Source organism: Oxalobacter formigenes, assembly GCF_002127965.1.
Lineage (GTDB): Bacteria > Pseudomonadota > Gammaproteobacteria > Burkholderiales > Burkholderiaceae_D > Oxalobacter > Oxalobacter formigenes.
The window spans coordinates 1,555,910-1,581,363 of the sequence record NZ_CP018787.1 but is presented as its reverse complement, the minus strand read 5'-3'; the positions used below and the strand labels follow the sequence as shown (position 1 = coordinate 1,581,363).

The window sequence follows — 25,454 nt, the reverse complement described above, 5'->3', positions numbered from 1 at the left end:
TCAATGGCATTATTACCTTCAAAAGAATTGCTTGACGGCACAAAAACTCCCGAAACTACTACCGGTGAATTTCGTGTTGCCATCGGGCACATGCGTGACTATCTTTTCGACCTGCTCGGTGAAAACAGCGCAGAAAAGGAAAAAGCACGTGCGGCATTAGGTGCTGTATCTGCCAGCGATATCCAGCGTTTGCGCCATACCAGCGCCATAGCGGCAGGGACAGCGGATGCCTTGACGGCTGTTTTCGAACCGGCGGTCAAACAATTAACCCGTGCCACGTCTTTAACGGTATGCGCACAATTTCAGAATGAAACGCAAGCGCCGACCTTCAAAGCCGATGAGACCAGCGCACTGCCCATCGTCAAAGGCACCGGCCAGCCTCTTGAAAAAGGGGACATCAAGGGAGCAGGACATTGGCTCGACCTCAGATATGACGAAAACATCAATAAATGGATTTTGATGAACCCGGCAAACGGGATCGTTACGAATGGTATTGCCTGTGCACAAGCGGGGGGAACGGCTGACGCCATCAAAGCGCTCTTCAATCCCCCGATAATCGAACTGAAAAACGGCCTGAAAGTCAGTATCCGTACGACAGCTGCCAATACATCAACTGAACCTTATTTGCAGATCGAAAATTTTGAAGCCTGTCCCATTGTCAAGAATATCAATCAACCGTTGAGTGCCGGGGACATTTCCGGGGAAGGATACTGGATTGACTGCCAGTTCGACGAAGTAAACCGGAAATGGATTCTTCAGAATCCGGCAAAAGGCATCATGCCTACAGGCGTTCCTGTCGGTACCATCATCCATTTTGCGGCCTCTGCGCCTCCGCAGGGGTATCTCAAGGCAGACGGATCAGCTGTATCCCGAGAAACTTATCCGGATCTGTTTGCTGTCATCGGAACGGCATTCGGACAAGATGACGGGACATCCACCTTCAATTTGCCGGATTTAATCAACCGATTTGCTCAGGGGGGCTTATTGCCAGGGCAGAAGATCGAGGCGGGCTTGCCCAACATAAAAGGCACTGTCGCACAAGGTTACTGTAATGGCTACGGAGCGATGACGGAGGCTTTTTATGGTACAGGTAGTGCAATAGGTACAGGTGGCGATGCACATGGCGGTTATTCAGCTTTTATCAATCTTGACGCTTCTCGTTCTTCCAGTATTTACGGTAACTCCAATACTGTCCAGCCGCCTGCCATTATTTTATTGCCTTGCATAAAAGCCTTCGATACGGTCTTGAATGTCACTGAAATCAATGCACATGGGTTGGCAAGCGAAGTATCTGTCAAAGCCAACCGGGCCGACATCGAACCCTACCTGTCAAAAGCATGGGTTAACTTCGACGCATCAGCCGGTATTGTCAAGATTAAAAATTCCAGAAACATTCAGGGTGTCGTCCATGTCGAAAAAGGCGTATATGACGTGATTTTCGACAATTCCATGGAAGCCGATGCCATGACAGTCACGGCGTCATCGTCGGCACTTTTAACTTCCGTCAACAGGGAAAGCCTGACAGGCGCGTATTATCCGCCGACTAAAGACCGGATACGCATCGTGACCGGATCGGGATATCCTCCCGCGGCGGAAGATGCGGCCGATATCAACGTCATTATTTTGAGTTAAAAAAGATTATTATGAAAACCATACGTTTCAAAGTGGACGGCAAAGACCGTTATTTCACTCCTGCTTCCTCTGCGCGCCGCTGTGATGAAAGCGAAGAAGTTTTTCTCAAACGATGTGTCAAAAAAGTCGTCCCTAAAGGGGAAGAATTCGACATTCTCGAAGATGCCCTTTATGACGGCTTTATGCAGACACAGCAAACTTTCCAACAGGAAACCGGTTCGGGCTGGAAAAATCGTCTTTCGCGCTTTTTTCTGAACAGTTGACGGACCAATTTTTATTTTGTGATGAAAGCCTCTTCCAATGAAGAGGCTTTTTTTATGGGAGTGGAAAACACGATGGCATTATTACCTTCAAAAGAATTACTGAACGGCACAAAAGATCCTGAAACAACCACGGGCGAATTCCGTGTCGCACTCGGTCACGTGCATGAATATTTATCCGACCTGCTTGGGGCAGACAGTTCAGACAAATGGGAAGCCCGGGCAAGGCTGGGTGCGATGGAAAAATATTGTACCGAAGCGGACGGCACGGCTGACAACCTGACAGCCACATTTACACAAGCCATCCAAAAGCCTGTTCATGGCATGACCGTTGTCGTCAGGGCTGCGACAGCCAATCTGGCTTCGGCTCCGACCTTCAGGGCAGACGAAACGGGCGCCCTTGTCATCGTCAAGGGAAACAACAAACCGTTGGCTGTTGGCGACATTGCCGGAGCAGGGCACTGGATCGAACTGAAGTATGACGAGCCGCTGAATAAATGGGTACTCCAGAATCCGGCAACCGGCATCGGCTTTGACGCGGCTGAAAAAGCCGATATTGTGGCCGTTCAGCAGGGAACCTATCTGGCCTGTATCGGAGGCGGTTCGGGCGACGCCATGACCGGATACTTTTCACCGGCACTCGAAACCCTGCAAAACGGACAGGTGGTCCACATACGAGCATGTGGTCCCAATACGATTGCCACACCTACCTTCAAAGCCGATGAAACAGCCGCACTTCCCATCGTAAAAGGATACAACCAGCCTCTTGCAGCAGGGGACATCGCCGGTGACGGCCACTGGCTTGACCTGCTTTACGACAGCTATCTGAAAAAATGGGTCTTGCAAAATCCGGCAAAAGGCATCGCCATCGATTCCGTTCCGGCCGGTTCGGTTCACTATTTTGCCACGCAAACCCCACCGGACGGCTATCTGGTCGCGAATGGCGCGCTGGTTTCCCGTACGGTATATGCCCGCCTTTTTTCCGCTATCGGGACGACCTTCGGGGAGGGAGACGGCGGTTCCACTTTCCAGTTGCCTGACTTGAGGGGCGAATTTTTGAGAGGCTGGGATGCCGCCCGCAATCTTGATCCGGAGCGGGGATTTGGTACGGTGCAGGGAGATGCCATACGAAATATTATTGGCACGTTTGGTGGTAATGATCAGGAAAGAAGATTTTTATCCGGGCCATTTTATTACATTGGAACAGATGGCGGCGGCAAGACGGGATCCTCAAATGGTACTGATAATTTTGGATTTGACGCTTCCCGCGTCGTCCCCACCGCCAACGAAAACCGTCCCCACAACGTAGCCCTTCTGGCGTGCATCAAATATTAAAGGAAATTTAAAATGAAAATTGTGTATCATTTCGATGAAAATGGCGCATACTGTGGTGCCTCCGAAGCCTGTCGTTCGCCGCTGGAAGACGATGTCTACCTGATTCCGGCCATGGCAACCGATGTCATGCCTCCCGCAACCGGCAAAAACGAGTGCCCGGTCTGGGAAAACGGAAAATGGACAGTCAAACCCGATTTTCGTGGAAAAGTCTATTGGCTTGACGACGGTTCTGAATGTAAAATCGACCAGATTGGCGAAACGGTTCCGTCAAACGGGCTTTCTCAAAGGCCGGAAATGGCAACAACAAAAAAAGGCGGTTTCTTCTCGCGTCTTTTCAAACAAGCCAAATGAACCGTTTTTAATGGACTGAAGGCAGGGAATGATTGCAACCATCTAGCTTCCCTGCCTTCTGTTTCATTACGTGTATCATAGCTGACCGAAGAACAATATCTTGTTAACATATTCATGACGGGCGAGTTGCGCCCATTTTCTGCGAATGAAAAGACCTCCTTTATGGAGGTCTTTTTTTATGGGCATTTCACGCATGAAAATGGGTTCGGCTCTCCGTTTTGAAACAGACCGGTCCTGACGGACTGGTCAATTTTTTATTCAACACATCAAATATCCCTTTGGAGAAAAACATGATCGGAACCCGAATCGTCAAACCAGTCGAAAACTACGAAAAATATACAGAAGCGGCACTCTGGTGCAATGCCAACAAGGCCATGATAGAAGACAAGGGTGAATGGTATGAAGTCGTTGCATTGCCTGAACAGACGCTGGAAGAAGCGAAATCCGCCAAACTGGCTGAAATCAATGGCGCATGCGACAGTATTTTGAAAACGGCCGTCAAAACCTATCCCGACACGGAAGTCATGACATTTGACCAGCAGGTGAGAGAAGCCCAATCCTATATGGCCGACCCGGCAAGCCCGGTTTCACTTCTGGCGTCTTTAGCCAGTGCACGTGGCATCGAACTGGCGGATCTGGCCGCACGCGTCATGGCCAAACATCAGGTTTTTTCAGCCTTGTCAGGTGCCGTGATCGGCCAGCGTCAGGCACTTGAAGACCAGCTTGATGCGTGTACAAGCCTTGAAGAAGTCAACGCACTGGCAGTCAATATTGTCATGCCGTCCTGAAAATTATTTCAGACTTGCTCCTTTTGGAATGAATCGCCTGACAAAGTGATTCATTCCATTTTTTCGATTGAAAAGCCCGTCTTACGGGCTTTTTTAATCTTATAACAATCAATAAAAATATTCGGGAACATCTTTTCATTCGCTACACCCTGGCCGGGAAAGAGTTTGATCCCAAAGAAGTCAGGAGGTTATATGGCCGGATACGAATTGCCGGATGATCCGGAGGCATTAAGAGCGGTTTTGTCAGAGAAACTGCAAAGTGGCATATCGCGCATGAACGCACACGACGTTCATCTATCTATATTGAAAGACGAGGTTCATGCCCTGAAAGAAGCCAACAAAACGCAGGACGAGCGCCTCGCACGCATTGAGGAAAACACAGCGACACTGGTCGATATCTTCCGTGCCGGGGACGGCACCGTCAAAACGGCCAAATGGTTCGGAAAACTGCTGATCTGGATCGGAAGCCTTTCTTCAGCCATTTACGCACTGTATTACGCCATCGTCAACTGGCCACACAAGGGAGTCTGAATATGGATGGAAAAAAATGGCGCCTTGGCGTCGGCGCACTCGGTATTTCCGCAAGCCTTCTGGTCTCCATCGCTCTGAACGAAGGATATCGGGGTGAGGCCTATAAAGACGCGGTGGGTGTACCGACCGTCGGTTACGGAGAAACGAAAGGCGTGACCATGAAAAGCAGGACAACGCCCGATCGAGCCCTCGTTCAACTGTTGTCAAGTGCGAACCGGCATGCCGATGACATTCGTCAATGCATTTCCGTTCCGTTATATCAGCATGAATTTGATGCGTACGTTTCCCTGGCGTACAACATCGGGGCGAAAAATTTCTGCCATTCAACACTGGTCAGAAAACTGAATGCAGAGAATTACAAAGGCGCATGCACGGAAATCAGGCGCTGGAACAAGGCCGGCGGTAAAGTCCTGCCGGGCCTCACAAAGCGACGTGAAAAGGAATACCGGATGTGCATGGGGGAAGTATGAGTTTCAAAAGTTGCCTGATGAGTGGAACCCTTGCATTGATCGCGGGATGCCTTGCCGGTTACTGGGTATCCAGCCTGCAATGGGAAACCAGGGAAAGCCGGATAAATGAAATACAGGCGCGCGAAGAAACGCTGCGTCTTGAAAAAGCGATGGAAGAAAACCGGAATCTGCATGAAACAGTAAACCAGATGCAAATCCGGGCAAAGAAGGAGAACGATGATGCCAAACGAGAAAATGATCTTTTGCTTGCTCGTATCAAGCGCGCTGATGTACGGGTGTCAATCCCGGCCCGTGCGTGTAGTGAAAACGTATCCGGTAGTGGACATTCCGGCACTGATGATGGAAAAACAAGAGCCGAACTTGACCCAACGGTTGTTGAACGTATTCTCTCTGTCGGACGAGACGGAGACACCGCAATCCGGAACATGAACCAGTGCATAGACCAGTATCAGGCACTGGCAAAGCTGTGCAGCCATAGCTGAGTGAAATACTGTGGCCTGTTCCCTTTGCCTTTGCCAACGGAAAGCCAAAACAAAATACCGGGAGCCTCTTTTGACAAGAGGCTTTTTTTATGGAGAAGACATATGACGAAATTACCTGAAAAGGATCTTTTATCCGGATCGAAAACACCCCGCACCACGACGGGGGAAATGAAGTCTGCACTGGGCAGGCTGCGCGATTTTCTGTCGGAACTTTTCGGCGATGACAGTAGCGACAAGGAAACCGCGAGGCAAACGCTGGGCATTGACCTGTCAACACTGGCAAACCGGATGGAGATGGAAACCGCCTTGTCTGACAAAGTGGATAAAAGTGAGCTGGCATTGCTGCAAAGTGATATTGCCAAACGGGGTACGCCTGTCGGGACAATCGAATACTTTGCCAGGGCAACACCTCCCGCCGGATATCTGAAAGCGGATGGGTCGCAAGTGCGAAGAGAAACCTGGCCCGATCTGTTTGCTGCAATCGGAACGACTTTTGGAGAAGGCGACGGAGAAACGACATTCAATTTGCCTGACTTGATGAACCGGTTTGCCCAAGGCAGTTTAACGCCAGGTCAGAAAGTCGAAGCCGGTTTGCCAAATGCCACTGGCGGTTTTACAGGATTTGCTGCAAGGAAAGAGGGAAGCAGTGAACTTGGCATGAGTGGCATGTTTCATTCAGGTCATTCCAGCAATATCATAGCGGATCCGGCTGCAGGAACGGGATGGTTCGTAAATTGTTCCATAGAAACGGACTTGAGCAGAAGCAATGCCATCTACGGTGCATCCAATACTGTCCAGCCACCTGCCTTGACCTTGCTTCCCTGTATCAAGGCTTTCGACGCTGCCAATAATCCCGGTCTGATTGATATTAGCGGGCTGGCACAGGAAACCGCTGGAAAAATCGATAAAACGATTGACGGCATTGTCGTCAAATATGTCACCGAAACCTTCAATGACGGGACAAACTGGTACCGGAAATGGTCGGATGGCTGGCTTGAACAGGGTGGAGTCAATAACACCGGCACCTCCGGAAATGTCACTATCACATTTCTGAAACCCTACCAGTCAATCCCGAGAGTCATGGCGTTCGGACTGGAAGCCAGTCCGACAACAAGCTGGTGGATGAGTGGGGCAAGAACCCCAACTACCTTGTATGTCGCTGGATCGGTCAGCGGATATCTGCTCGGATTCGACTGGTATGCCTGTGGGTATTGAGAAAAAAGGCTCCGGAAAAAGGGAATGCAATTGTCATTTTAAAATCGTCATGGGCCAGATCGGAAAGAAGGTCTCCTGAAATAATCCTGAAACATCCTTTCCATACGATAAGAGGGTCGAGCGGGTGCTAAACACAGAGAACCACCTGCTGGCATATTCCTTCCGGAGAAGTCTTGTATTAGCCAACACCCGCTCGTCAGAAAAAAAGACGAACAAAAAAGCACTTGCGATCAACTCGCAAATGGTGGTTCGGTGTGTTTAGCACCGTTAGGGGCTGAGTATATTACGAGTCAAAGAAATTGCAAATAAGTATATGTGTTAAAACCATTTGCTATTTGAATGACTCCCAAAAGGCAATCGAAAATGGACCGTCGTGCCCAACAAGCGGAAAAAATCCCGCCGTTGGATACGAACGGTAGCACATATGACGGAATGTGCTCACCGGGTTCGCGGCGTGTTTAGACGCCAGAGCCCGGCTTTACGAGAACCGGACTCCGCTATTAATGTAGTTTATCGAATCATTTCTTGCAAGAATTTTCCTGACTGTAACCGGAACGGAAAATCTGATTTTTCCTAGGCTTTTCCATAAGTTAAGTGACATTCCAAACTTTACAAAATAGTGTAAAGAAAATCTCCAAAACAAGAAAAAGAAACTGATTTAATTACGGTTTTTGGATTTGAAACAATTGGTATTTCCGTTGTTTTTCAGGAAATCAGGCTTTCAGACCATTTGTCAAACTCTGGTAAAAGACAAAAAAGTAAGAAAGCTGATAAAAAAATTGTTTAAAAAACACAACAGGAAAAAACAGTTCAAAACACTTTTTGATGATTTTCGTACTGAATAATTTATCTTTTACTCTTTTCGAAAAGAATGCCCTGGCAAATGGAATCGGTGAAAAATAAGGAAATTTACTCTGAAACACTCACTTACCGGTTTTCACTTTTAGGGAATATTGAAAACCGGCGTAAAGCATTTTTTATATCAATTCACTTTTTATACTTTTTTGTAAAAAAGTGTATTGTATAATATAAAATTCAGAGATTATTTTTATTATATGACTGATATCCCCGATATTCAGAAAAAAACCACACCAGACAATACCGGCAATCAAAAACCGGAACTATATGGTGTAGGAGGGTGGCTGCTTTTTTTCTGGATAAGTCTGGTATTTTTTGACCCGCTTTACACTGTCGTTACGCAATATCAGTTTTTCGATATGCAAGAACTGACTTATCCAGGTCTTGAAAACTATCCGGAATGGGGAAACATGAAATGGTTTTTCTGGGGCATGACAATCTTCTGCATCATGCTTTCATGGATTGCCGGCTATTTTTTGAATTGTCGCTACAAATGGTCATCGGTGCGTCTTGCCATATTGATACTCTGGGTGACAGGACCTCTGCAAATAGTGCTTGCCACATTCTATCTCGGCATGAATTTTGAGAACCTTTCCAGAAGTTATTTATTCGTTGAATGTTTTTGGGCCGTTGTCAAATTATCAATTATTACGCTTTTATGGATGTGGTATCTGTTGAAATCTGAACGGGTGAGAAACACGTATGTCAAAAACGATCCTGTCAGGGAATAGCTCATCTTTTTAGGGATAATACGTATTTTTGACCCTGACGGATTTGACGAGATAGCCGGTCCAGATCGCACTCTGGACAGACGTCGAAAAAATGCCGATCCAGAAAGGTTTTAACGCCTGCGAAAAGTCCATATTGAAAATGGCCGAAGCGATTGCGGCATAAATGACGGGAACGAACGGCCCTGACAGCCATAACACACCGATAGCCAGCTGAACCGTCATCGGTCTTTTGACTCGCCACAAGGCATAGCCAGCCGCGAAACAGAGCGCACACAAAACACCGAAAACAATCCAGACCATCAGCCGGTATTGCACCCACAGGGGGTTGGATTCCAGAATCGGCATCTTCTGCGGAACCAGAATGAATTCCCTGTAAAGGCTCCATGCTCCCGTTACCGGAATATACAGGCCCAGAAAAAAAATGAGAAGCAGCAGCCAGCCGCCAATTCCCTTCAGGTTCGGATTTGCAGACAGTTTTGCGTTCACGATGTTTTCCTTTGAAAAATCACTGGCAACGATCCAGACCTTAACATGAGCTGCAATTCATGACAGTAAAATGAAGCATTCATTTGACGCGATACAAGACATGAGCCTGGCAGGAGGGGGCGCATCATGCCGACAACGACAAAACGGCAATCAGCGTACACCCGGAAATGCATCCACATACTGGATATCGAAATCAGAGAATGCATCGACGAACTGGACCTTGAAATCGGGGAAAGCGTCCACAAACTGCCAGCGGCCGCAGGAATTGGCAAACGCATCGACACGCTGCACGTTCAGGTCGCCAAAAGCCGAAACGACCGACACCCTGAAGTCGGGAAAGGCATCGACGACCTGAACCTTGCCATACAGATTTTTCCCTTTATAAGTGCAATCCTTGCCGATTTTGCCGGCAAAAGAAGGGGAGGCGGAAAAAGCCAGACACAAGGCACAGGCAGGTATGATAAAAAAGTGGCGTATTTTCATGGCAGACAGGTCAATAAATGATAGTGCATTATTATAACCACCGCCCATAAACAGTCACTGCCGAAAAACAAAAATCGCTTGGATGATCGCTACCGGAACAGGTTCATGAACCGTTTGGCCAGCTCCAGCCGTAAAACAGCCATTTCTGTCTTTCACTGTATCGACAGCATTTTCATTCACCGGGCGTGTGAATGTCTTCAGTCCGCTTCCTGAAAGGATTGTCCTTTTGCTGTAAAATGAAAAAATTGCCTTAAAGAAAACATTCGGGCCGATGTCTTCCTCTAAATCATGTATTGACACAAACGACTTGTCGGACAGTCTCACCAGACATCTTGTCGATGAGCTGGACGAGATCGTTTTTGTCTGCGATCCGGATTCATATGAGCTTCTTTACCTGAACGATTTCGGCAAAAAAACCTTCAAAATCGAATCCTGTTCCGGAAAAAAATGTCATGAAGCCCTGTTCGGCCATTCAAGGCCCTGTTCGTTCTGCAAGAAGAAATATTTGACGCTGGACGAATTCTTCGTCTGGGAACAGCCGGTTAACGGGAACCACCACTACCTGATCCGCGACAAGCTGATTCAATGGGAGGGGAAGACATTACTGTTCGGCGTCGCCAATAACATCGTAGAAAAAGAAATCGTCAGCCAGAGTATCCAGCGCAAGCTCCAGAATGAACAAATCCTCCTGAAATGTCTGCAGGTACTGGGCAATGAGGAAAAATTCGCCGAAGCGGTCGATATCATCCTGGGTCTTCTCGGGGAACAATATGAAGCGGACAGGGCGTATATTTTCGAATACAACGTCGGCGAAAATGCCGTCACCTCGAGCAATACTCACGAATGGTGTGCCGATAACGTGGTTCCCCAAATCGACAAGCTGCAAAATGTCCCTCTGGAGGCATTCAGCCTGTGGATGAGCCAGCTCGAGAACAACAGCAATATCATCATTGAATCGCTTGAATCCATCAGGGAAGCGCATCCTGAAGATTATGAACTGCTTCATATGCAGGGAATCCATTCCCTGATGGTCGTCCCGCTCCATGTGGATGGCAAGGTCAGCGGGTTCATCGGTGTCGACAATCCACGGTCCAACCGTAACGATTATTCCCTTTTGCGCTCGCTTGCCCTTGTCGTGACAAACGAGCAAAAGAAAAACCAGATGGAAAGGAAGCTTCTGGAACTCTCCTACGTCGACAAACTGACAGGACTCGGGAACCGGAACAATTATATCCAGACGCTGGAACAGCTTGAAAAAATCCCTCCTCCCAATCTCGGGGTCGTTTTCATTGACTTGAACGGCCTGAAAATGGTCAATGACCAGCTGGGGCATGATGCGGGCGACGAGTACATCAAAAATCTGGCTGATGTTTTCCGAAAACACTTCCGGGAAGAAGACATTTACCGGATCGGTGGCGACGAGTTCGTTTTTCTCGCCCGGAGAATAGGGGAGCCCGTTTTCAAAAAAAGAGTCGATGCCATGAAAGCGGAAGCCGACTGGCTTTTTCCGGATGCCATCTCTGTCGGTTCTGTCTGGCGGGAAAAAAATATCAAACCTTCCAGCATGGTTCAGCAAGCCGACATCCTCATGTATGAAAACAAAAAGGAATATTATTTGCGTCGGGACAGAATAGCGTCCCCTTAAATCTCCTGAAAATCCGGCCGGATCTCCGAAAGAAAATTTTGCCTGCGTTTGATTCTGCCTTGAGTGAGTCAGCTCGCCAGAAAATGCTTCTCCCGCACTTTATCAATAAGCCGGACTATCAATTCAAGCCCTTCAGGACTGTTTCATTTTCCCATTCAAATAATCCGGCCACCATTTTCGTGTCGCGACCCTTTTGCTTGAAAAAATCCTGATATTCAATATATTGCGAGCCGATCTTCAAACAGTTTAATATCTGGCAAACTCTTCTGAAAAACAGCTTCACACAATATTGGCCAAGCCATCATTGCTGGTGACCTGTTGAGCCTGACGCAAAGGCAATGCCTCGCCATAACGGCTTGCAGCTCAGGAAACGTCCTGTTTTGCATCTCTTCGAAGATAGTATTCCTTCTTGTTTTCATACATCAGGAAATCCGCTTTCCTGATCATCTGGGCCGGGCGGATGTTATTTTCCCGCCAGACAGAACCGACAGAAATGGAGTCGGGATAGAGTTTGTGAGCCTCTTTCTTCAGTGTCTCGATTTTCTCTCTGAAAATCGGTTCCTGAATGCGCTGGGTCAGGAAAACGAACTCATCACCGCCGATCCGGTAAATGTCCTCTTCCCGGAAATGCTTGCGGAAAACATCAGCCAGATTTTTGATGTACTTGTCGCCCGCATCATGCCCCAGCTGGTCATTGACCATTTTCAGGCCGTTCAAGTCGATGAAAACGACCCCGAGATTGGGAGGAGGGATTTTTTCAAGCTGTTCGAGCGTTTGCATATAATTGTTCCGGTTCCCGAGCCCCGTCAATTTGTCGGTGAAACTCAATTTCCGCAGCCGACGTTCCATCGCCCGTTTTTTCTGTTCATTCATCACGACGAACGCCAGAGAATGCAAGAGAGAGTAATCATTAAGGTTGGCTTTGGGATTGTCGACGCCGATAAAACCGCTGGTTTTGTCGTCCAAACGCAAAGGCACAATCGTGATGGATTCGATGTTCAGCTGCTTGAGAATGGCGTAATCGTTTGGATGTTCGTCTTTTATCGTCTCGACCGACTCGATAATAATATTGCTGTTAAATTCAAACTGGCTTTTCCATAAACTGAAATGGTCGACCAGTATATTCTGGAAAGCTTCCTTCAGCGGTACCGCCCCGCGTGAGCACCATTCATGCGTATTGCTGGCTCTGAGCTTGCCATCTTCATCCAGGTGGTATTCATAAATATAAGCCCGGTCCGCTTCGTAATGTTCACCGAGATGGCCCAGAATGATATCGGCCGCGTCCGAAAATTTTTCCTTTCTGGCAAGGACATTGACGCATTTCAGCAGAATCTGTTCATTTTGCAATTTCTTGCGGACATTCTGGCTGGTCAGTTCCTGGTGAATGATATCGTTGGCAATCCCCATTTTGAGAAGGCGGTTGTCCCAGCTGATCAGTTTGTCGCGGATCAGGTAGTGATGATCGTTTTCAACCGGTAATTCCCAGACAATAAAATCATTAATCGTCAGATGCTCGTTCTTGCAGAAAGGGCATGGCTCTGACTGCTTGTGCAGGACTTCAAAACATTTTTTTCCGGCATAAGACGAGACATCGAACGTTTTCTTTCCGAAATCGTTCAGATACACCAGCTCGTACGAAAGCGGGTCGCACACATAAACGATCTCGTCCATTTCATTAAGGATGTTATGGATGAAATCCGCATCGTTTTCGTAATTTTTTTTGAATGGTTTATTTCCTGACATCGAAGATGGCTTATTGATTAAATCAAAGCGGTTCATTGTACAGCAAATAAAAAAACATACCGTTTAAATGTTTATAAAATATCCTTAAAATCTTTTAAAATCGTTTAATTTATATCTTTTGGGAAACTTTTTGTGTTTAAATTTGAGTGTTTTATAAATAAAACACATGAAATACAGGTAAAAGTGATGGATAAACAGAAATGAATTTGAAACAGAATGCGTTTGATGAAGGAAAAAATACGATTTTCAATGAGTTGACCTTTATATATTTCTTGCCGGGTAGAAATTTTCATAAAAGCAAAAACAAGGGATAAAACTTCCGGTAAAAGATTATTTACTGATAGCTGATTGACTGTTCAGGGCAGGGGATTCAAACTGTAAAAATGCTCGCTGGAAATTTTTTATATAAAAAAACGGATGAGTTTTCTTTATAATAAAAACAAGAAAGGAAAACCTGTGACGAATGGAATGTCCGGATTCATGAAAACAATGTCTGCCAGCGTCATTATTGTCTGTCTGTTTGCGATCCTGTTTGCGTTTGCGAATATCATGACCGCGAACCGGATGAGGGAATCCGCGCTCCAGATTTACGAGCATCCCTATACCACCTCCAATACTGCCGCAATCATCCGTTCCCGCCTGCTGGACATGAGACGTTTCGTCAAAACGTTTCTGACGACAAACTTCGTAAACGCTTCGAAAACAAGAAAGCTTTTTGCGGAAAGATATGCCCTCCAGAATGACGCCATCAATATTCTTTACCAGCGTTATCTTGGCCCGAAAAAAGATATCGATGCGCTGCAATCCGCAATGGATGAACTCATTGTGGCACAGGATCGCGCCATTGAACTTGTTACCCCCCCCCCCCCCCCCCCCCCCCCCTTCATTGCGCGGAATCCGTACCCGCCTGAATGCGCCTGACAATACCCGGATAGAGAACTATCTCGACAGGGAGGTTTATCCCCGCTACGAAGCGGTCAATGACGCACTCGTAAAAATCATCCAGACGGCTGACACCAATGTCCGGAATCTGGAAAAAAAGACGGCGATGACAGCAGTATTTTCCATTGTCGTTTCCATTCTTCTTGGCGCCGCCATCATTACCCTGACGATTTATTTCAATCTCATGGAACGCAAAAGACTGACCGCTTTGTCGAAAAGGGAAGCGGATTTGAGAGATGCGCTGGTTCTGGCCCAAAATGCCAATAATGCGAAAAAAGAGTTTCTCTCCCGTATGTCCCATGAAATACGGACGCCGATGAATGGAATCATCGGCATGACCACAATTGCAGGAAATTATCTGGACGATCGTACCCGAGTCGAGGATTGCCTTGCCAAAATCGCTTTTTCTTCAAGGCATCTGCTCTCACTCATCAATGATGTGCTCGACATGTCCAAAATCGAGGAAGGCAAACTCGCCATCAATCGTGAACCGTTCAAATTGCAGCCGTTTCTTGAATCCGTGATTTCCATTGTCTGGTTGCAGGCCAAAGAACACGGGCTCGCTTTCGAAACGGCTTTGGCCGATATTACGGCCGATACCTTTATCGGCGATTCGATGAGGATCAACCAGATTCTGTTGAATCTGCTGTCCAATGCCCTCAAATTCACACTCAAAGGAGGGACGGTCCGTCTTCAGGTAAAACAGTTCATTCTTAAAAACAATGAGGTTCGATTGCGCTTTTCCATCAGCGATACCGGAATAGGGATGAGCGAAGAATTTTTGAGCCGTCTTTTTATACCTTTCGAACAGGCACCCAGCACCATTTCCAAAAAATACGGAGGAACCGGTCTGGGTATGGCCATCACCAAAAATCTGGTCAATTTGCTGGGCGGTACCATACACGTAAAAAGCAGTCCCGGAAAAGGCACGACAATTACGGTAGAGTTGCCTGTGGAAATCGAAAAAGAAGCGGTAGTGGCAAAAAACAGGAAACTGGAGACGCTCAAGGTTCTGGTCGTGGACGATGAACACGATAGTTGTGTATATGCCAGCCTTCTGCTGAAAAAGATGGGAATAAACGCCCGATGGGTCAATTCGGGACTCGAAGCGGTAAAAATGGTTCTGACCGCACACGAAGCCTGTGATGATTACGATGTTTGCCTTGTAGACTGGCAAATGCCGGACATTGACGGGGTGGAAATAACAAGACGAATAAGGGAGAGGGTCGGTCCGGAAACGCTCATTATCATCATATCTGCCTACGATCCCGGCGCCATCAGGAAAGCCGCACTGGAGGCAGGTGCCAATGCATTCATATCGAAACCTCTGTTTGCCTCGACACTTTACAATACCCTGGTCTCCGTCGTCGATAATGAACCGGCAAACGAACAGACGGAAAATGGACAAACCGGGTCTATCGGTGACTTTACCGGAAAACGTTTCCTGCTGGTTGAAGACAATGACCTGAACGGTGAAATTGCCACTGAACTGCTGAACGTGACCGGAGCGGCTATCGAATGGGCTCATGACGGACAGGAAGCGGCAGACATGTTTATGGCATCCGGAGAAGGGTACTACGATCTTGTTTTGATGGACATACAAATGCCCCGGATGAACGGATACGAGGCGGCACGCACCATTCGCTCAGCCACTCATCCCGATGCGAAAACCATTCCGATTTTCGCCATGACAGCCGATGCATTCAGCGAAGATGTAGCCGCAGCCAGAGCGTCCGGCATGAACGGACACATCGCCAAGCCGATCGATTCCAGTCTGCTTTATCGGATACTGGATGAAACATTGCGGGAAAAACGTCCAGCAGATGACATGAAAAACGCACAGGAAATCCGAACGCAATCCTGATTGAATACATTTCATGCCGTGCAACCGATATCGGCCGGAAAATCCGGAAGGCAAACAGTCATATGGCCTCGTTTGGCCGGCATCATTTCCGGTAACGGATACAAAAAAAACGCATCGTTGACCGAAGCGCTTTCACTGACCTGTCTTTACCAATATTGAAAGTTTATCAACACCAGCAATTCCAGTCGGTTTCATCTTCCTGCATTTTCTTCAATTCTTCCGGTGATATTTCCGGTTCCTTGCAGGGGTTGCGTTTGAAAAAGAAATGGAACACATGATAGAAAAAACAAAGCATACCGGCAGCCCATTTTAAAATAATGTGACTATTGTACCGTCCCATTACACTGATTTGCTGCTGGAAAAACAGACGGTTTTTTCTGGAAAAGTACAAGTAAAGGCTTATTCGGACGAGAAGTTATCCAGAATGAATCCGGGCAGGCACAAGACCCTTGAATTTACACGTAAAACAGCTCGTCTATATGCGATAAATCAAGTTGTTTCCGGAGGGAAACGACCGGTTTTGCCCAAAAAAGAGTCAAACCTCATCCATAGCGCATGATTAAAGGTCTGCCACCGATTTTTCCACTACCTTATCCACAGGATTCGGGTATAAGTCAAAAACATGAAACCCTGCAGGAAATCTGTTAAGCTTCGCACTTTGCAAAATGCCCGTTCAGGCCTGTCATAAAGCCGGTCTAACACTCGCCATAAAAACATGACACTTCCAAAAAGAACCATCTCCGTTGCCCCGATGTCAGACTGGACAGACCGATATGGCTATAGTTCGCATAAGTAGATATGTCATTTTGGGGATTTTCCCGGATTCCTTCCGTAACGAAAAAAAGCCGGAATTCTCCGGCTTCAGGGATGAGTGATTTGGACTTTTCTATGCAGCTTTGACTGATGTTTTTTTTCTTTTTTCTTCTGCCAGTTCATTCATGATTATTTTCATTTCAGATTCAGCAAAGCGTTTGAGTGCATCTCTCATCAATGGCTGGTAACCTGAGATACCACGGAATTCAGCTATATCCTTATATGCCTGGATGAGATCTTCAGGAAGTCGAATTGAGATCATTTTTAAACCAAGTGCGTCTTCAATTTTATGTTCTTCTTCCTTGCCAACTCGTACGGCATGATTCAAATCCCTGCCCAAATGACCGTCTTCCCAGGTTTCGCAGGACCTTTTAATCTGTTTTTTCGTACTCATGGGTACTTTCCTCCATTTTCTAAAATATCCCCTTCAAGCCAATTCATTGTATATACGAATCTCTTCATCATTCGGAGGATAAGCTGTCTTCAAAAAAACCTTTCCATTTTTGAAGACAAAAACTATTTTCAATTGTCTTCCCAGATTTGTATAAGATAAAAACCATTTCGTTGGAGGGTCAGTTCTGTTATCTTCTCTATCATCCTCAAGAAAACCTGCTTCCCTGTTTTCAAAACACTGACGAACTTCGCCAGTTCGTACATGATGCTTGTTTGCAAGTTTTTCTTCTATTTTTTGGGATATGACAAGATTTTTCATATTATTTTAATAAATTGTATATACAATTTTGGCATGACATTAGAGTCAGGTCAACTCATATAACACTGTAAAATAAAGATAAATCAGTAAAAATAAAAAATTCCAATCTCAAAATGAATTTAGCGTACAGAGGCTACTTATTATAAAAAGTGAAAATCACGCGTAAAACCTATATTGGCACAGCAATCGTGAAAACTATTTATGCAATTAATGGATTATAAAAAAAGAACCATCTCCGTTGCCCCGATGTTAGACTGGACAGACCGGCACTGCCGTTATTTCCACCGGCTGATCAGTCGCCATACCTGGCTATACACGGAAATGGTCACGACCGGAGCCTTGCTTTTCGGTGACGTCGCCCGGCATCTTGACTTTTCCGAAGAAGAACATCCGATTGCCCTCCAACTGGGGGGCAGCGAACCGGGCGATCTGGCCCAATGCGCCAGACTCGGCGAAAAATGGGGCTACGATGAAATCAACCTCAATTGCGGCTGTCCGTCCGAGCGGGTACAGAAGGGCGCTTTCGGCGCCTGCCTCATGTCGGAATCGACGCTCGTTGCCAACTGTGTCAAGGCCATGCAGGACGCTGTTTCCATCGACGTGACCGTCAAGCACCGGATCGGCATCGACAAAAATGAATCCTACGACTTTGTCCGTGACTTCATCGGTGAAGTAGCCGAAGCCGGGTGCAAAACTTTCATCGTCCATGCCCGAAACGCCATCCTGAAAGGCCTGTCCCCCAGGGAAAACCGGGAAATTCCGCCATTGCGCTACGAAGTCGTCTACCAGCTGAAAAAAGACTTTCCCGAACTGGAAATTCTCTTAAACGGCGGCATCGAAACGGCAGACGAAGTCGGGGAACACATCAAACACGTCGATGGTGTCATGATCGGCCGGGCGGCTTACCATTACCCGTACCGCATGGCGGAATTCGACGCCCGTTTTTATGATGATCCGACCACAGCGACGACACCGGCAGATGTGGTCAAAGCCATGATGCCCTACATTGAAAAACAGCTGTCACTTTACGGCAGCAAGGGCCTGAAAATGCACGGCATAACCCGCCACATGCTGGGACTCATGACCGGTTTGCCCGGCGCACGGCGTTTCAGGCAAATACTGTCCGATCCCACGAAACTCGCCAGCGGCAATCCGGCCGTCTTGCTTGAAGCCCTTGCAGCAGTCCGTTTCTGATTGTTCTGGCAGAAACCGTTTTCTTCCGGGATAACGTGCAGCATCCCTGCACAGTCCGCCAGACTTTGATAACATTAAGACTGACAAGTCTGCCAAAAGATTGACAGGCCCGGTGGCCCGACTTGACTGGACCCGTTCTTCTCCCGCATTCATTGTCGCGGATCAAGCAGGCAAAACCGTTCGACCTTATCCTTGAACCATCGCTGCCATATTCACTGGCAAACCGTTCAATGCGATTCATATAGATTGGTGGGAGAAACATGAACGACAACAGCACCCAACGAAGCCAATGGTTCATCTGGTACATCGCTTTTGCCATTATCGGTGTCCTTTTAGCCCGGGGATTCTGGGCAGACTACAATACCGTCGAGCCACTGCCTTACAGTACTTTCCTTCAGCAGCTCGATGCCGGAAACGTCAAAAAAGTCGATATCGTCGGCGACCAGATCAAAGGCGTCCTGAAAGAACCTTTAAACGGAAAAAAGGACTTCTCGACCACCCGTGTGGATAACACACTGGCCGAACAACTCGCCAAACACGACGTCCAGTTCACAGGCATCATCGAAAGCACCTTTTTGAAAGATATCCTCGGCTGGATCATCCCGACCGCCATCTTCTTCGGGATATGGATGTTCTTGATGCGCCGTATGGCCAATCAGGCAGGCATGGGCGGCGGCAGTGGCGGGTTCATGTCCATCGGCAAGAGCCGTGCCAAAATCTACGTTGAAAAAGATATCAAGGTCACCTTCGACGACGTAGCCGGAGTCGATGAAGCCAAGGAAGAACTTCAGGAAGTCGTCGGCTTTTTGAAAAACCCGAAAACCTATGGCCGTCTCGGCGGACGCATCCCGCACGGCATCCTGCTCGTCGGGCCCCCGGGTACCGGTAAGACTTTGCTTGCACGTGCCGTCGCCGGTGAAGCGGGCGTGCCGTTCTTTTCCATCAACGGTTCCGAATTCGTCGAAATGTTCGTCGGAGTCGGAGCAGCCCGTGTGCGCGACCTGTTCGAGCAGGCCCGAAAACAGGCGCCAGCCATCATCTTCATCGATGAAATCGACGCGCTCGGCAAGGCTCGTGGTGCCTACGGCATCGGCGGCCATGACGAAAAGGAACAGACCTTGAACCAGTTGCTGGCCGAACTCGACGGATTCGATTCGACATCCGGCCTCGTCCTGCTGGGGGCGACCAACCGGCCTGAAATCCTCGACCCGGCCTTACTGCGGGCAGGGCGCTTCGACCGGCAGATACTCGTTGACCGTCCGGACAAGTCAGGCCGTATCCAGATCCTGCGCGTTCATCTCAAAAAGATCAAATTGGGCGAGGATATCAACGTCGACCAGATCGCGGCCCTGACACCCGGTTTTTCCGGAGCCGACCTGGCCAATCTGGTCAACGAAGCCGCCATTCTGGCCACGCGCCGCAAGCACGATGCCGTCATGCTCGAAGACTTTACCGGCGCCATCGAGCGCATGATTGCCGGTCTGGAAAAGAAAAACCGGCTCATCAACCCGAAAGAACGCGAAATCGTCGCTTACCATGAAATGGGACACGCTCTTGTCTCACTGGCCTTGCCGGGGTCGGAAACCGTCCATAAAGTGTCGATCATCCCGCGCGGCATCGGTTCTCTTGGCTACACCATCAACCGGCCGACGGAAGACCGTTACCTGATGACGCAGCCGGAGCTGGAAAACAAAATGGCCGTCCTCCTTGGGGGCAGGGCAGCCGAAGCCCTTCATTTCAGGGAAGTGACCACCGGTGCGTCCGACGATCTGGTAAGAGCCACCGAAATCGCCCGCAGCATGGTGACGCGATACGGCATGAGCCGCAAGCTCGGCCAGATTGCCTATGAAACGACCCGAAACGTCTTTCTGGCACAAGCCGGAGAAATCCAGCAGGAAAACCGGAACTATTCGGATGAAACGGCACGCGACATCGACGACGAAGTGCGCGAGATCATCCGTGAAGCGTTTGAAAAGGCGACTGCTGTCCTCAAAGAAAAATACGATGCCCTTCAAACCGGAGCCAAAGCGCTGCTGGATCAGGAAACGCTCACCGAAGACGAAGTCATCGCCATTTTCGAAGGCAAACAGTTCCGGCTGCTCGCTTATGATCCGGATGCCGAACAGGAACCGAAAACTCCAGAGAGCGACACTAATGACAAGGGTCGAGCCGGAACACGGCAATCCGGTGACAATCAGGAGCAGGCAGAATAACCAAGTCATCTTCCTGCCGGGAAAATACGGCTCGAGGTCTGTTCAAGCCATTAGCCAATAAAGAAAAAGGGAAGCTGATACATTCCCTTTTTCTTTTTCCTGAGGCAAAAAGCGCTTTTTAAAGAACAATTTGCCAATCCGTTTTTCCAATGAAATACGGACCAGAATATCCTTCCATTTCTTCCGTGCAATGTTAAAATGAAAAAGTTCATGAAAATTGACTTAACCGGAAAAGGGAAGGGACGATGGCATGTTGAAAAAGATCCTGGTCAGGATAGCTGCTGTGATCTCGCTTTCGATGTTTTCCGTCTTTTCATGGGCCATGAGCTTCGAATCCGAAATCGATTTCACCTTCAACGGTGAACGCTACTCCGGCCGGTTCCGCTATTATCCCAACAAGGTCCGTATGGATATCGGCGACAGCAAGGGCAACAGCCAGACCATCATCATGCGCGAGGATACCAATACCTACTGGCTCATCGGGAAAAACAAGATCTACAACGAACTTGCCATGAAATTCGATATCGCTGCCACGACCGGCATCATCGGCGATAACTATAATGACGCACAGGTCAAACGCCGTTTTATCGGTGATGACATCATAAACGGCAAAATCGTCAGCAAATACCGGGTTGCCCTTGAATCATTCGGCAGGCATGTCGAATATGATGAATGGCGTGTACCGGGCCATCCCGTTCCCCTGAAAGTCGCCAGCCCCGAGGGACTTTCGGTCATCGAGTATAAAAATGTCCTCTTTCTGGAACAGGCAAGCGATTCATTCGAATTGCCACTGGACGTAAAAAAAGAAAAATTCTGGACAGCGCAAAAAAGACCCCGCAAAAAGAGAAGAACCCATCTGGGATAAGAAATAAAAAGAAAACAAAAAAAGCCCGATATTCCAGGATCGGGCTTTTTACTGTCTGTCAGTCGGGAATTCAGAAGAGGCTGGCAACGATATGATTCAGACGCCGGACATCCTTTGATGAAATCTTGAGTGTTACCCATTCATTGCCGGTTCCACCGAATATAGAGTCGAACTCAAGCAATTTTTCGTCGAAAATGCAGGGAAGCCCATGCCCGATCAGGGGAAGCGCTCCGGTTTTATAGCCCGTTTGCTTCACGATTTTTTCCCGGGAGGCCGTTTACAAACTCAAATAGCCGAACCGCTTTTTCATATTCTCCCGATCCAGCCGTCCGTGCCTCGAGGAAACAATACACGCCATAAGGCCATTTTCATTTTCCAGAATAAATGTCGGGGTTGCCTTGTAATATTGAAATATTTTTTTTGCGTCGGAAGTAAACAATATCGGAGAATCCTGTTCGATAAACTGAAAATCTGCCCCGACCCCGGAGAGCATCGCCATCAGTTCATCCATAGTCAACATCTTACCCTCCGGAAATCTACCCGAGCCTTGTCACGCCAGATCAACTCCAAAGCCAGCTTGTCGGAACATGACGGTTTTTTCATGACGGCATGCACGGAATGATAATACATCACGCTGCCATAACAAGTGTATTTCGGTATGCCTTGATATCGGCAATCGTCACAATCGGAAAACCGTGCTTTTCCGAAAAAACACGAATCTCAGGCATACGTGCCATCGATCCATCAGGATTCGTCAGCTCGCATAAAACGGCAAAAGGAGAAAGTTTTGCCAGCTTCATCAGATCGACACTGCCTTCCGTATGGCCGCCTCTCTCGAAAACGCCGTTTTCCCTGGCAATGAGCGGAAAAATGTGACCGGGATGATTCAGATCATCCGGTTTTGCAGCGGGTGAAATTGCCGTCCTGATTGTGCGAATCCGGTCGGCAGCTGAAACACCCGTCGTCACACCAGTTGCCGCTTCAATCGAAACCGTGAAAGCCGTCCCGAACCGGCTCGTATTGTTTTCGACCATGAGCGGCAAATCGAGCCTTGCCGCCATTTTGCCCGGCATACACAGGCACACGATCCCGCTGCATTCCCGGATCATCAGCGCCATTTGCGGCACCGTCATCTTTTCGGCTGCAAAAATCAAATCGCCTTCGTTTTCGCGGTTTTCGTCATCCATCAACAAAACACCGCGTCCGTTTCCGAGTGCATGGATAGCCCGACTGATACGGCTGGAAAAACCCGATGGGGCATTAATGAAACCGGTTTGCACAAATCGTCTCCCTGTACGTGAACACGTCAGGAATATACGCTTTCAACAGGATACGGGCTGATACCATATTAGCTTCCTGTAATACTATTTTTCAGACTGATCCGCCGGAAAAAAGGCGATGCCTCCCTGCTGACCATAATGAAATGTAAATGCACTACATTTCACCCGGTTTTTTTTGAAGGGCTTTTTCAAAATGATCAGTCTGTACCGCATTTTCCTGCTCATTTTTATCCGTTTCAGCCGTAGCGAGCAGGGAAGTCAGCATCTGTGCGAACTGGGCGGGCGTTACCGCAATATCCGTTGAATTGACCATCTGGAAAGCCGATTCTGCCGCGTCCTGGATCTTCTTCAGCAGAGAAGGCCTCAACCTGTCCAGTTCCCCTTTCAGAATGTAATCGACATCGAAATCATGGTCGAACAAAGCCGACAGGAAAAGGACATTGGGCGATCGTTCACCTGTTTCGTAGCTGAACAAAGTCTTGCGAGTGATACCAGTCAATTCGCATAACTCCATTTGCGACAAACCCAGACGTTTTCTTTCTTCTTTCAGTCTTTCACCAATTGAATGCATAAATATTTGCCCAGATAATTGACAATGTGTAAAGAATTACTCAAAATAAGCTCATCAGTAGATTTATAGTTCAATATTACTCAAATATAGCCATGACAGGTGAAGAAGCCAAACGTAAATTGAGAGAACAGGGGATCACTCTTAAAGAGTGGGCCGATGCCAGAGGCTATCCGTATTACCTTGTCTCACGCGTCATTTGTGGAACGATCAAAGGCAATTTTGGCCTTTCACACAAAGTCGCGGTCGAACTGGGCATGAAACCGGAATCGAACGAACCTTTGCAAACTCAATGATCAACGTATTACCCGAAAAACGGCCATTGAATATGACCGCCTCCTCCCTGCCATTCCTGAATCGAAAACGGGAGTGTCATGGCTGAAAAATACTGGAGAAGTGTTCGTTTCTATAAACATTTTTATACAAGCTGTCTTGTATCCATTATCATTCTACCCCTTGCCGCGGCTTTTTACTTTTGGCAGGTCACGGCTGCCGCAACAAAACCGTTGCCGGACCCGGTCTCCGACAGGATGACCGAAAGCGGGTCCGAATTGTCGCGCATGTCAAAAAATCCGGTTTCTTACCGGAAAAAATACCCGGAGTTATATGTTTTGCCTTCCGAAAAGGAAACTATTTCGGAAAATACCGTCTATCTGACGTTTGACGATGGGCCGTCACCTGTCACCGGACAGGTACTCGACGTATTGAAGCGCTATCAGGTGAAGGGAACCTTCTTTGTCGTCGGACAAAACCTGAAAACTGCCGCAGGGCAGGAAATGATCAGGCGAATGTTGAGAGAGGGGCACAGTCTCGGGATGCATTCCGACACGCACCGTTACCGGAAGATATATGCATCCGTCGAGGCATGGCTCGACGATTTTGCCGCCGTTCACCAGAGAATAAGCGACATCACCGGTCAGCAGACCGCGATTTTCCGTTTTCCCGGAGGATCGATCAACATCTATAACGCGTCTCTTTATCAGGAGCTCATTGCGGAAATGACCCGTCGCGGCTACGTCTATTTCGACTGGAACGTATCCGTCGGCGACATATCCCTCTCACCCCAGAGGGCAGAGGCCCTGTTTGCCAACGTCGTCACCCGTTCGTCCGGCGACAGCCGGGTTGTCATCTTGATGCATGACAGTGCCACCAAGGCCGAGACGGTAAAAGCCCTGCCGAAAATCATCGAACATTACCGCAGCAAGGGATATTCCTTTGGCAGTTTGCAAAACAGTACCTATCCAATCACTTTCGGTTACCGGAGTTAAACATGAATACTAAAATACAGGACAAAAAATCGAATGCCCGAATCGCATGGGAAGAATTCATCAGCAATTTCAGCCTGAACGACAAAAAAAATACCTCCGTCAAGCCGGCAGGAAATGGAACGGCGGTTTATTCCTCGCCGGAAACAACTGTCAGGAACACCGACGAAAAACCGGCATTCAATTTCAGGGAATACAATGAACCGGAAATCGTTCCCCCTGCCAGGCTTGTTCCGCCACGAACAACAGTCATTGGCGAGCAGGTCGACATAACCGGCAATTGCAAAATCGAGGGTGACGTCGAAATTTACGGGGAAATCACAGGAGACGTACAGGCCGGGGGGACGATTGTCGTATTCGGAAAAGTCACCGGGAACATGAGCGGCAAAAACGTGATATTGAATGCGGCACGTGTCAAGGGAAGCATCATTGCCGAAGAAACAATCGAACTCGATGACAATTCGGTGGTGACTGACGGGAAAATGGTGGCCGAAAAAATCCTTTCCAACGGAAAAACCGAATGCGACATGGATATTTCCAAAATCGCCCGGTTCGGGGAAAAAGCGAACTCCAGCGGGAATATCAATACCATCCGGATCAGTATCGAAGAAGGCGCTGTCATCAAAGGCGTTGTCGTCAGCCAGTAAGGACAGGGAAAATACCCCGGCGCCTGTCCCGGATGACAGGCGCAGCACCGTTTTCCTGCATGATGGCCGGAAAAGATTTTG

General features: G+C 48.0%; 28 protein-coding genes and 1 pseudogene. 19 read left to right on the top strand and 10 right to left on the bottom strand.

Annotated features, from left to right (window positions below; all coding sequences use genetic code 11):
* Positions 1-3: 3 nt before the first annotated feature.
* The 10 genes from BRW83_RS07605 to BRW83_RS07555 all read left to right on the top strand — a co-directional run bounded on the left by BRW83_RS07605 (position 4) and on the right by BRW83_RS07555 (position 8,653).
* Complete coding sequence (locus tag BRW83_RS07605) at positions 4-1,632, top strand: phage tail protein (RefSeq protein WP_005880346.1); 1,629 nt, start codon at positions 4-6, stop codon at positions 1,630-1,632.
* An 11-nt stretch (positions 1,633-1,643) separates the two neighbouring features.
* Positions 1,644-1,895 carry a hypothetical protein gene (locus BRW83_RS07600; protein ID WP_005880348.1) on the top strand — a complete coding sequence of 84 codons (252 nt, stop codon included), beginning with the start codon at positions 1,644-1,646 and terminating at the stop codon, positions 1,893-1,895.
* A 72-nt stretch (positions 1,896-1,967) separates the two neighbouring features.
* Positions 1,968-3,227: a phage tail protein gene (locus tag BRW83_RS07595; RefSeq protein ID WP_145814950.1), complete on the top strand. Its 1,260-nt coding sequence runs from the start codon at positions 1,968-1,970 to the stop codon at positions 3,225-3,227.
* Between the two features lie 12 nt (positions 3,228-3,239).
* Positions 3,240-3,578 carry a hypothetical protein gene (locus BRW83_RS07590; RefSeq protein ID WP_005880352.1) on the top strand — a complete coding sequence of 113 codons (339 nt, stop codon included), beginning with the start codon at positions 3,240-3,242 and terminating at the stop codon, positions 3,576-3,578.
* Between the two features lie 290 nt (positions 3,579-3,868).
* Positions 3,869-4,366, top strand: a complete 498-nt coding sequence (locus BRW83_RS07585) for a hypothetical protein (RefSeq protein WP_145814951.1) — start codon at positions 3,869-3,871, stop codon at positions 4,364-4,366.
* Positions 4,367-4,558: 192 nt separating this feature from the next.
* Positions 4,559-4,897, top strand: coding sequence for a hypothetical protein (locus BRW83_RS07580; RefSeq protein ID WP_005880356.1), 339 nt, complete (start codon positions 4,559-4,561; stop codon positions 4,895-4,897).
* A 2-nt stretch (positions 4,898-4,899) separates the two neighbouring features.
* A complete protein-coding gene (locus BRW83_RS07575; RefSeq protein ID WP_036602795.1) occupies positions 4,900-5,367 on the top strand; it encodes a lysozyme in 468 nt (155 codons plus the stop codon).
* Positions 5,364-5,849 carry a lysis system i-spanin subunit Rz gene (locus tag BRW83_RS07570; protein ID WP_005880360.1) on the top strand — a complete coding sequence of 162 codons (486 nt, stop codon included), beginning with the start codon at positions 5,364-5,366 and terminating at the stop codon, positions 5,847-5,849. The genes BRW83_RS07575 and BRW83_RS07570 overlap by 4 nt, the downstream gene beginning before the upstream one ends.
* A gap of 102 nt (positions 5,850-5,951) precedes the next feature.
* Positions 5,952-7,064: a phage tail protein gene (locus tag BRW83_RS07565; RefSeq protein ID WP_005880362.1), complete on the top strand. Its 1,113-nt coding sequence runs from the start codon at positions 5,952-5,954 to the stop codon at positions 7,062-7,064.
* 1,055 nt (positions 7,065-8,119) lie between these two features.
* A complete protein-coding gene (locus BRW83_RS07555) occupies positions 8,120-8,653 on the top strand; it encodes a DUF2569 family protein (RefSeq protein ID WP_036602800.1) in 534 nt (177 codons plus the stop codon).
* Positions 8,654-8,662: 9 nt separating this feature from the next.
* Here BRW83_RS07555 and BRW83_RS07550 read toward each other — a convergent pair whose 3' ends face one another.
* From BRW83_RS07550 to BRW83_RS11880, 3 genes are all read right to left on the bottom strand, one after another.
* Complete coding sequence (locus tag BRW83_RS07550) at positions 8,663-9,139, bottom strand: DUF2569 family protein (protein ID WP_005880366.1); 477 nt, start codon at positions 9,137-9,139, stop codon at positions 8,663-8,665.
* Between the two features lie 150 nt (positions 9,140-9,289).
* Positions 9,290-9,670 carry a 7(1) septoil knot domain-containing protein gene (locus tag BRW83_RS07545; RefSeq protein ID WP_005880368.1) on the bottom strand — a complete coding sequence of 127 codons (381 nt, stop codon included), beginning with the start codon at positions 9,668-9,670 and terminating at the stop codon, positions 9,290-9,292.
* A gap of 6 nt (positions 9,671-9,676) precedes the next feature.
* Positions 9,677-9,922, bottom strand: coding sequence for a hypothetical protein (locus BRW83_RS11880; protein WP_036602804.1), 246 nt, complete (start codon positions 9,920-9,922; stop codon positions 9,677-9,679).
* A 7-nt stretch (positions 9,923-9,929) separates the two neighbouring features.
* Between BRW83_RS11880 and BRW83_RS07540 the strand changes: the two genes are divergently transcribed.
* A complete protein-coding gene (locus BRW83_RS07540; protein ID WP_231284473.1) occupies positions 9,930-11,267 on the top strand; it encodes a sensor domain-containing diguanylate cyclase in 1,338 nt (445 codons plus the stop codon).
* Between the two features lie 363 nt (positions 11,268-11,630).
* Here the strand turns inward: BRW83_RS07540 and BRW83_RS07535 are convergent, their stop codons facing one another.
* Entirely contained in the window at positions 11,631-13,010 is a 1,380-nt protein-coding gene (locus BRW83_RS07535; RefSeq protein WP_145814952.1) for a sensor domain-containing diguanylate cyclase, read from the bottom strand.
* Positions 13,011-13,490: 480 nt separating this feature from the next.
* Between BRW83_RS07535 and BRW83_RS11990 the strand changes: the two genes are divergently transcribed.
* Together BRW83_RS11990 and BRW83_RS07525 are read left to right on the top strand one after the other, a co-directional pair.
* The gene (locus BRW83_RS11990) at positions 13,491-13,931 is read left to right on the top strand and encodes a hypothetical protein (RefSeq protein WP_232455507.1); all 441 of its coding nucleotides are present in this window, start codon (positions 13,491-13,493) and stop codon (positions 13,929-13,931) included.
* Positions 13,855-15,816 (top strand): response regulator, encoded by a 1,962-nt coding sequence (locus BRW83_RS07525; protein ID WP_232455506.1) that lies wholly within the window; start codon positions 13,855-13,857, stop codon positions 15,814-15,816. The genes BRW83_RS11990 and BRW83_RS07525 overlap by 77 nt, the downstream gene beginning before the upstream one ends.
* An 886-nt stretch (positions 15,817-16,702) precedes the next feature.
* Here BRW83_RS07525 and BRW83_RS07515 read toward each other — a convergent pair.
* Together BRW83_RS07515 and BRW83_RS07510 are read right to left on the bottom strand one after the other, a co-directional pair.
* The gene (locus BRW83_RS07515; RefSeq protein ID WP_005880378.1) at positions 16,703-17,023 is read right to left on the bottom strand and encodes a hypothetical protein; all 321 of its coding nucleotides are present in this window, start codon (positions 17,021-17,023) and stop codon (positions 16,703-16,705) included.
* A 33-nt stretch (positions 17,024-17,056) separates the two neighbouring features.
* Positions 17,057-17,341 (bottom strand): hypothetical protein, encoded by a 285-nt coding sequence (locus tag BRW83_RS07510; protein ID WP_005880380.1) that lies wholly within the window; start codon positions 17,339-17,341, stop codon positions 17,057-17,059.
* Positions 17,342-17,542: 201 nt separating this feature from the next.
* Between BRW83_RS07510 and dusA the strand changes: the two genes are divergently transcribed.
* The 3 genes from dusA (at position 17,543) to BRW83_RS07495 (ending at position 21,613) form a co-directional block, all read left to right on the top strand.
* Positions 17,543-18,535, top strand: coding sequence for a tRNA dihydrouridine(20/20a) synthase DusA (gene dusA / locus BRW83_RS07505; protein ID WP_005880382.1), 993 nt, complete (start codon positions 17,543-17,545; stop codon positions 18,533-18,535).
* A gap of 260 nt (positions 18,536-18,795) precedes the next feature.
* Positions 18,796-20,748 carry an ATP-dependent zinc metalloprotease FtsH gene (gene ftsH / locus BRW83_RS07500; protein ID WP_005880384.1) on the top strand — a complete coding sequence of 651 codons (1,953 nt, stop codon included), beginning with the start codon at positions 18,796-18,798 and terminating at the stop codon, positions 20,746-20,748.
* A 250-nt stretch (positions 20,749-20,998) separates the two neighbouring features.
* Positions 20,999-21,613 carry a hypothetical protein gene (locus BRW83_RS07495; protein WP_005880386.1) on the top strand — a complete coding sequence of 205 codons (615 nt, stop codon included), beginning with the start codon at positions 20,999-21,001 and terminating at the stop codon, positions 21,611-21,613.
* Positions 21,614-21,683: 70 nt separating this feature from the next.
* On the opposite strand, the pseudogene BRW83_RS07490 reads toward BRW83_RS07495, so the two are convergent.
* The 4 genes and pseudogenes from BRW83_RS07490 to BRW83_RS07475 all read right to left on the bottom strand — a co-directional run.
* Positions 21,684-21,875: pseudogene (locus BRW83_RS07490) on the bottom strand (YbaK/EbsC family protein); the annotation flags it as partial.
* Positions 21,876-21,890: 15 nt separating this feature from the next.
* A complete protein-coding gene (locus BRW83_RS07485) occupies positions 21,891-22,133 on the bottom strand; it encodes a hypothetical protein (RefSeq protein ID WP_145814955.1) in 243 nt (80 codons plus the stop codon).
* 109 nt (positions 22,134-22,242) lie between these two features.
* Positions 22,243-22,893, bottom strand: a complete 651-nt coding sequence (gene ribB, locus BRW83_RS07480) for a 3,4-dihydroxy-2-butanone-4-phosphate synthase (protein WP_050757711.1) — start codon at positions 22,891-22,893, stop codon at positions 22,243-22,245.
* Positions 22,894-23,047: 154 nt separating this feature from the next.
* Positions 23,048-23,464 (bottom strand): helix-turn-helix domain-containing protein, encoded by a 417-nt coding sequence (locus BRW83_RS07475; protein ID WP_005880393.1) that lies wholly within the window; start codon positions 23,462-23,464, stop codon positions 23,048-23,050.
* Positions 23,465-23,556: 92 nt separating this feature from the next.
* Here BRW83_RS07475 and BRW83_RS07470 point away from each other — a divergent pair, with 92 nt between their 5' ends.
* The 3 genes from BRW83_RS07470 to BRW83_RS07460 all read left to right on the top strand — a co-directional run bounded on the left by BRW83_RS07470 (position 23,557) and on the right by BRW83_RS07460 (position 25,373).
* On the top strand, positions 23,557-23,757 hold the full coding sequence (locus BRW83_RS07470; RefSeq protein ID WP_005880395.1) for a DNA-binding protein: 201 nt from the start codon (positions 23,557-23,559) through the stop codon (positions 23,755-23,757).
* A 78-nt stretch (positions 23,758-23,835) separates the two neighbouring features.
* On the top strand, positions 23,836-24,729 hold the full coding sequence (locus BRW83_RS07465; RefSeq protein WP_005880397.1) for a polysaccharide deacetylase family protein: 894 nt from the start codon (positions 23,836-23,838) through the stop codon (positions 24,727-24,729).
* A 2-nt stretch (positions 24,730-24,731) separates the two neighbouring features.
* Positions 24,732-25,373 (top strand): bactofilin family protein, encoded by a 642-nt coding sequence (locus BRW83_RS07460; protein ID WP_005880399.1) that lies wholly within the window; start codon positions 24,732-24,734, stop codon positions 25,371-25,373.
* Positions 25,374-25,454: the final 81 nt, after the last annotated feature.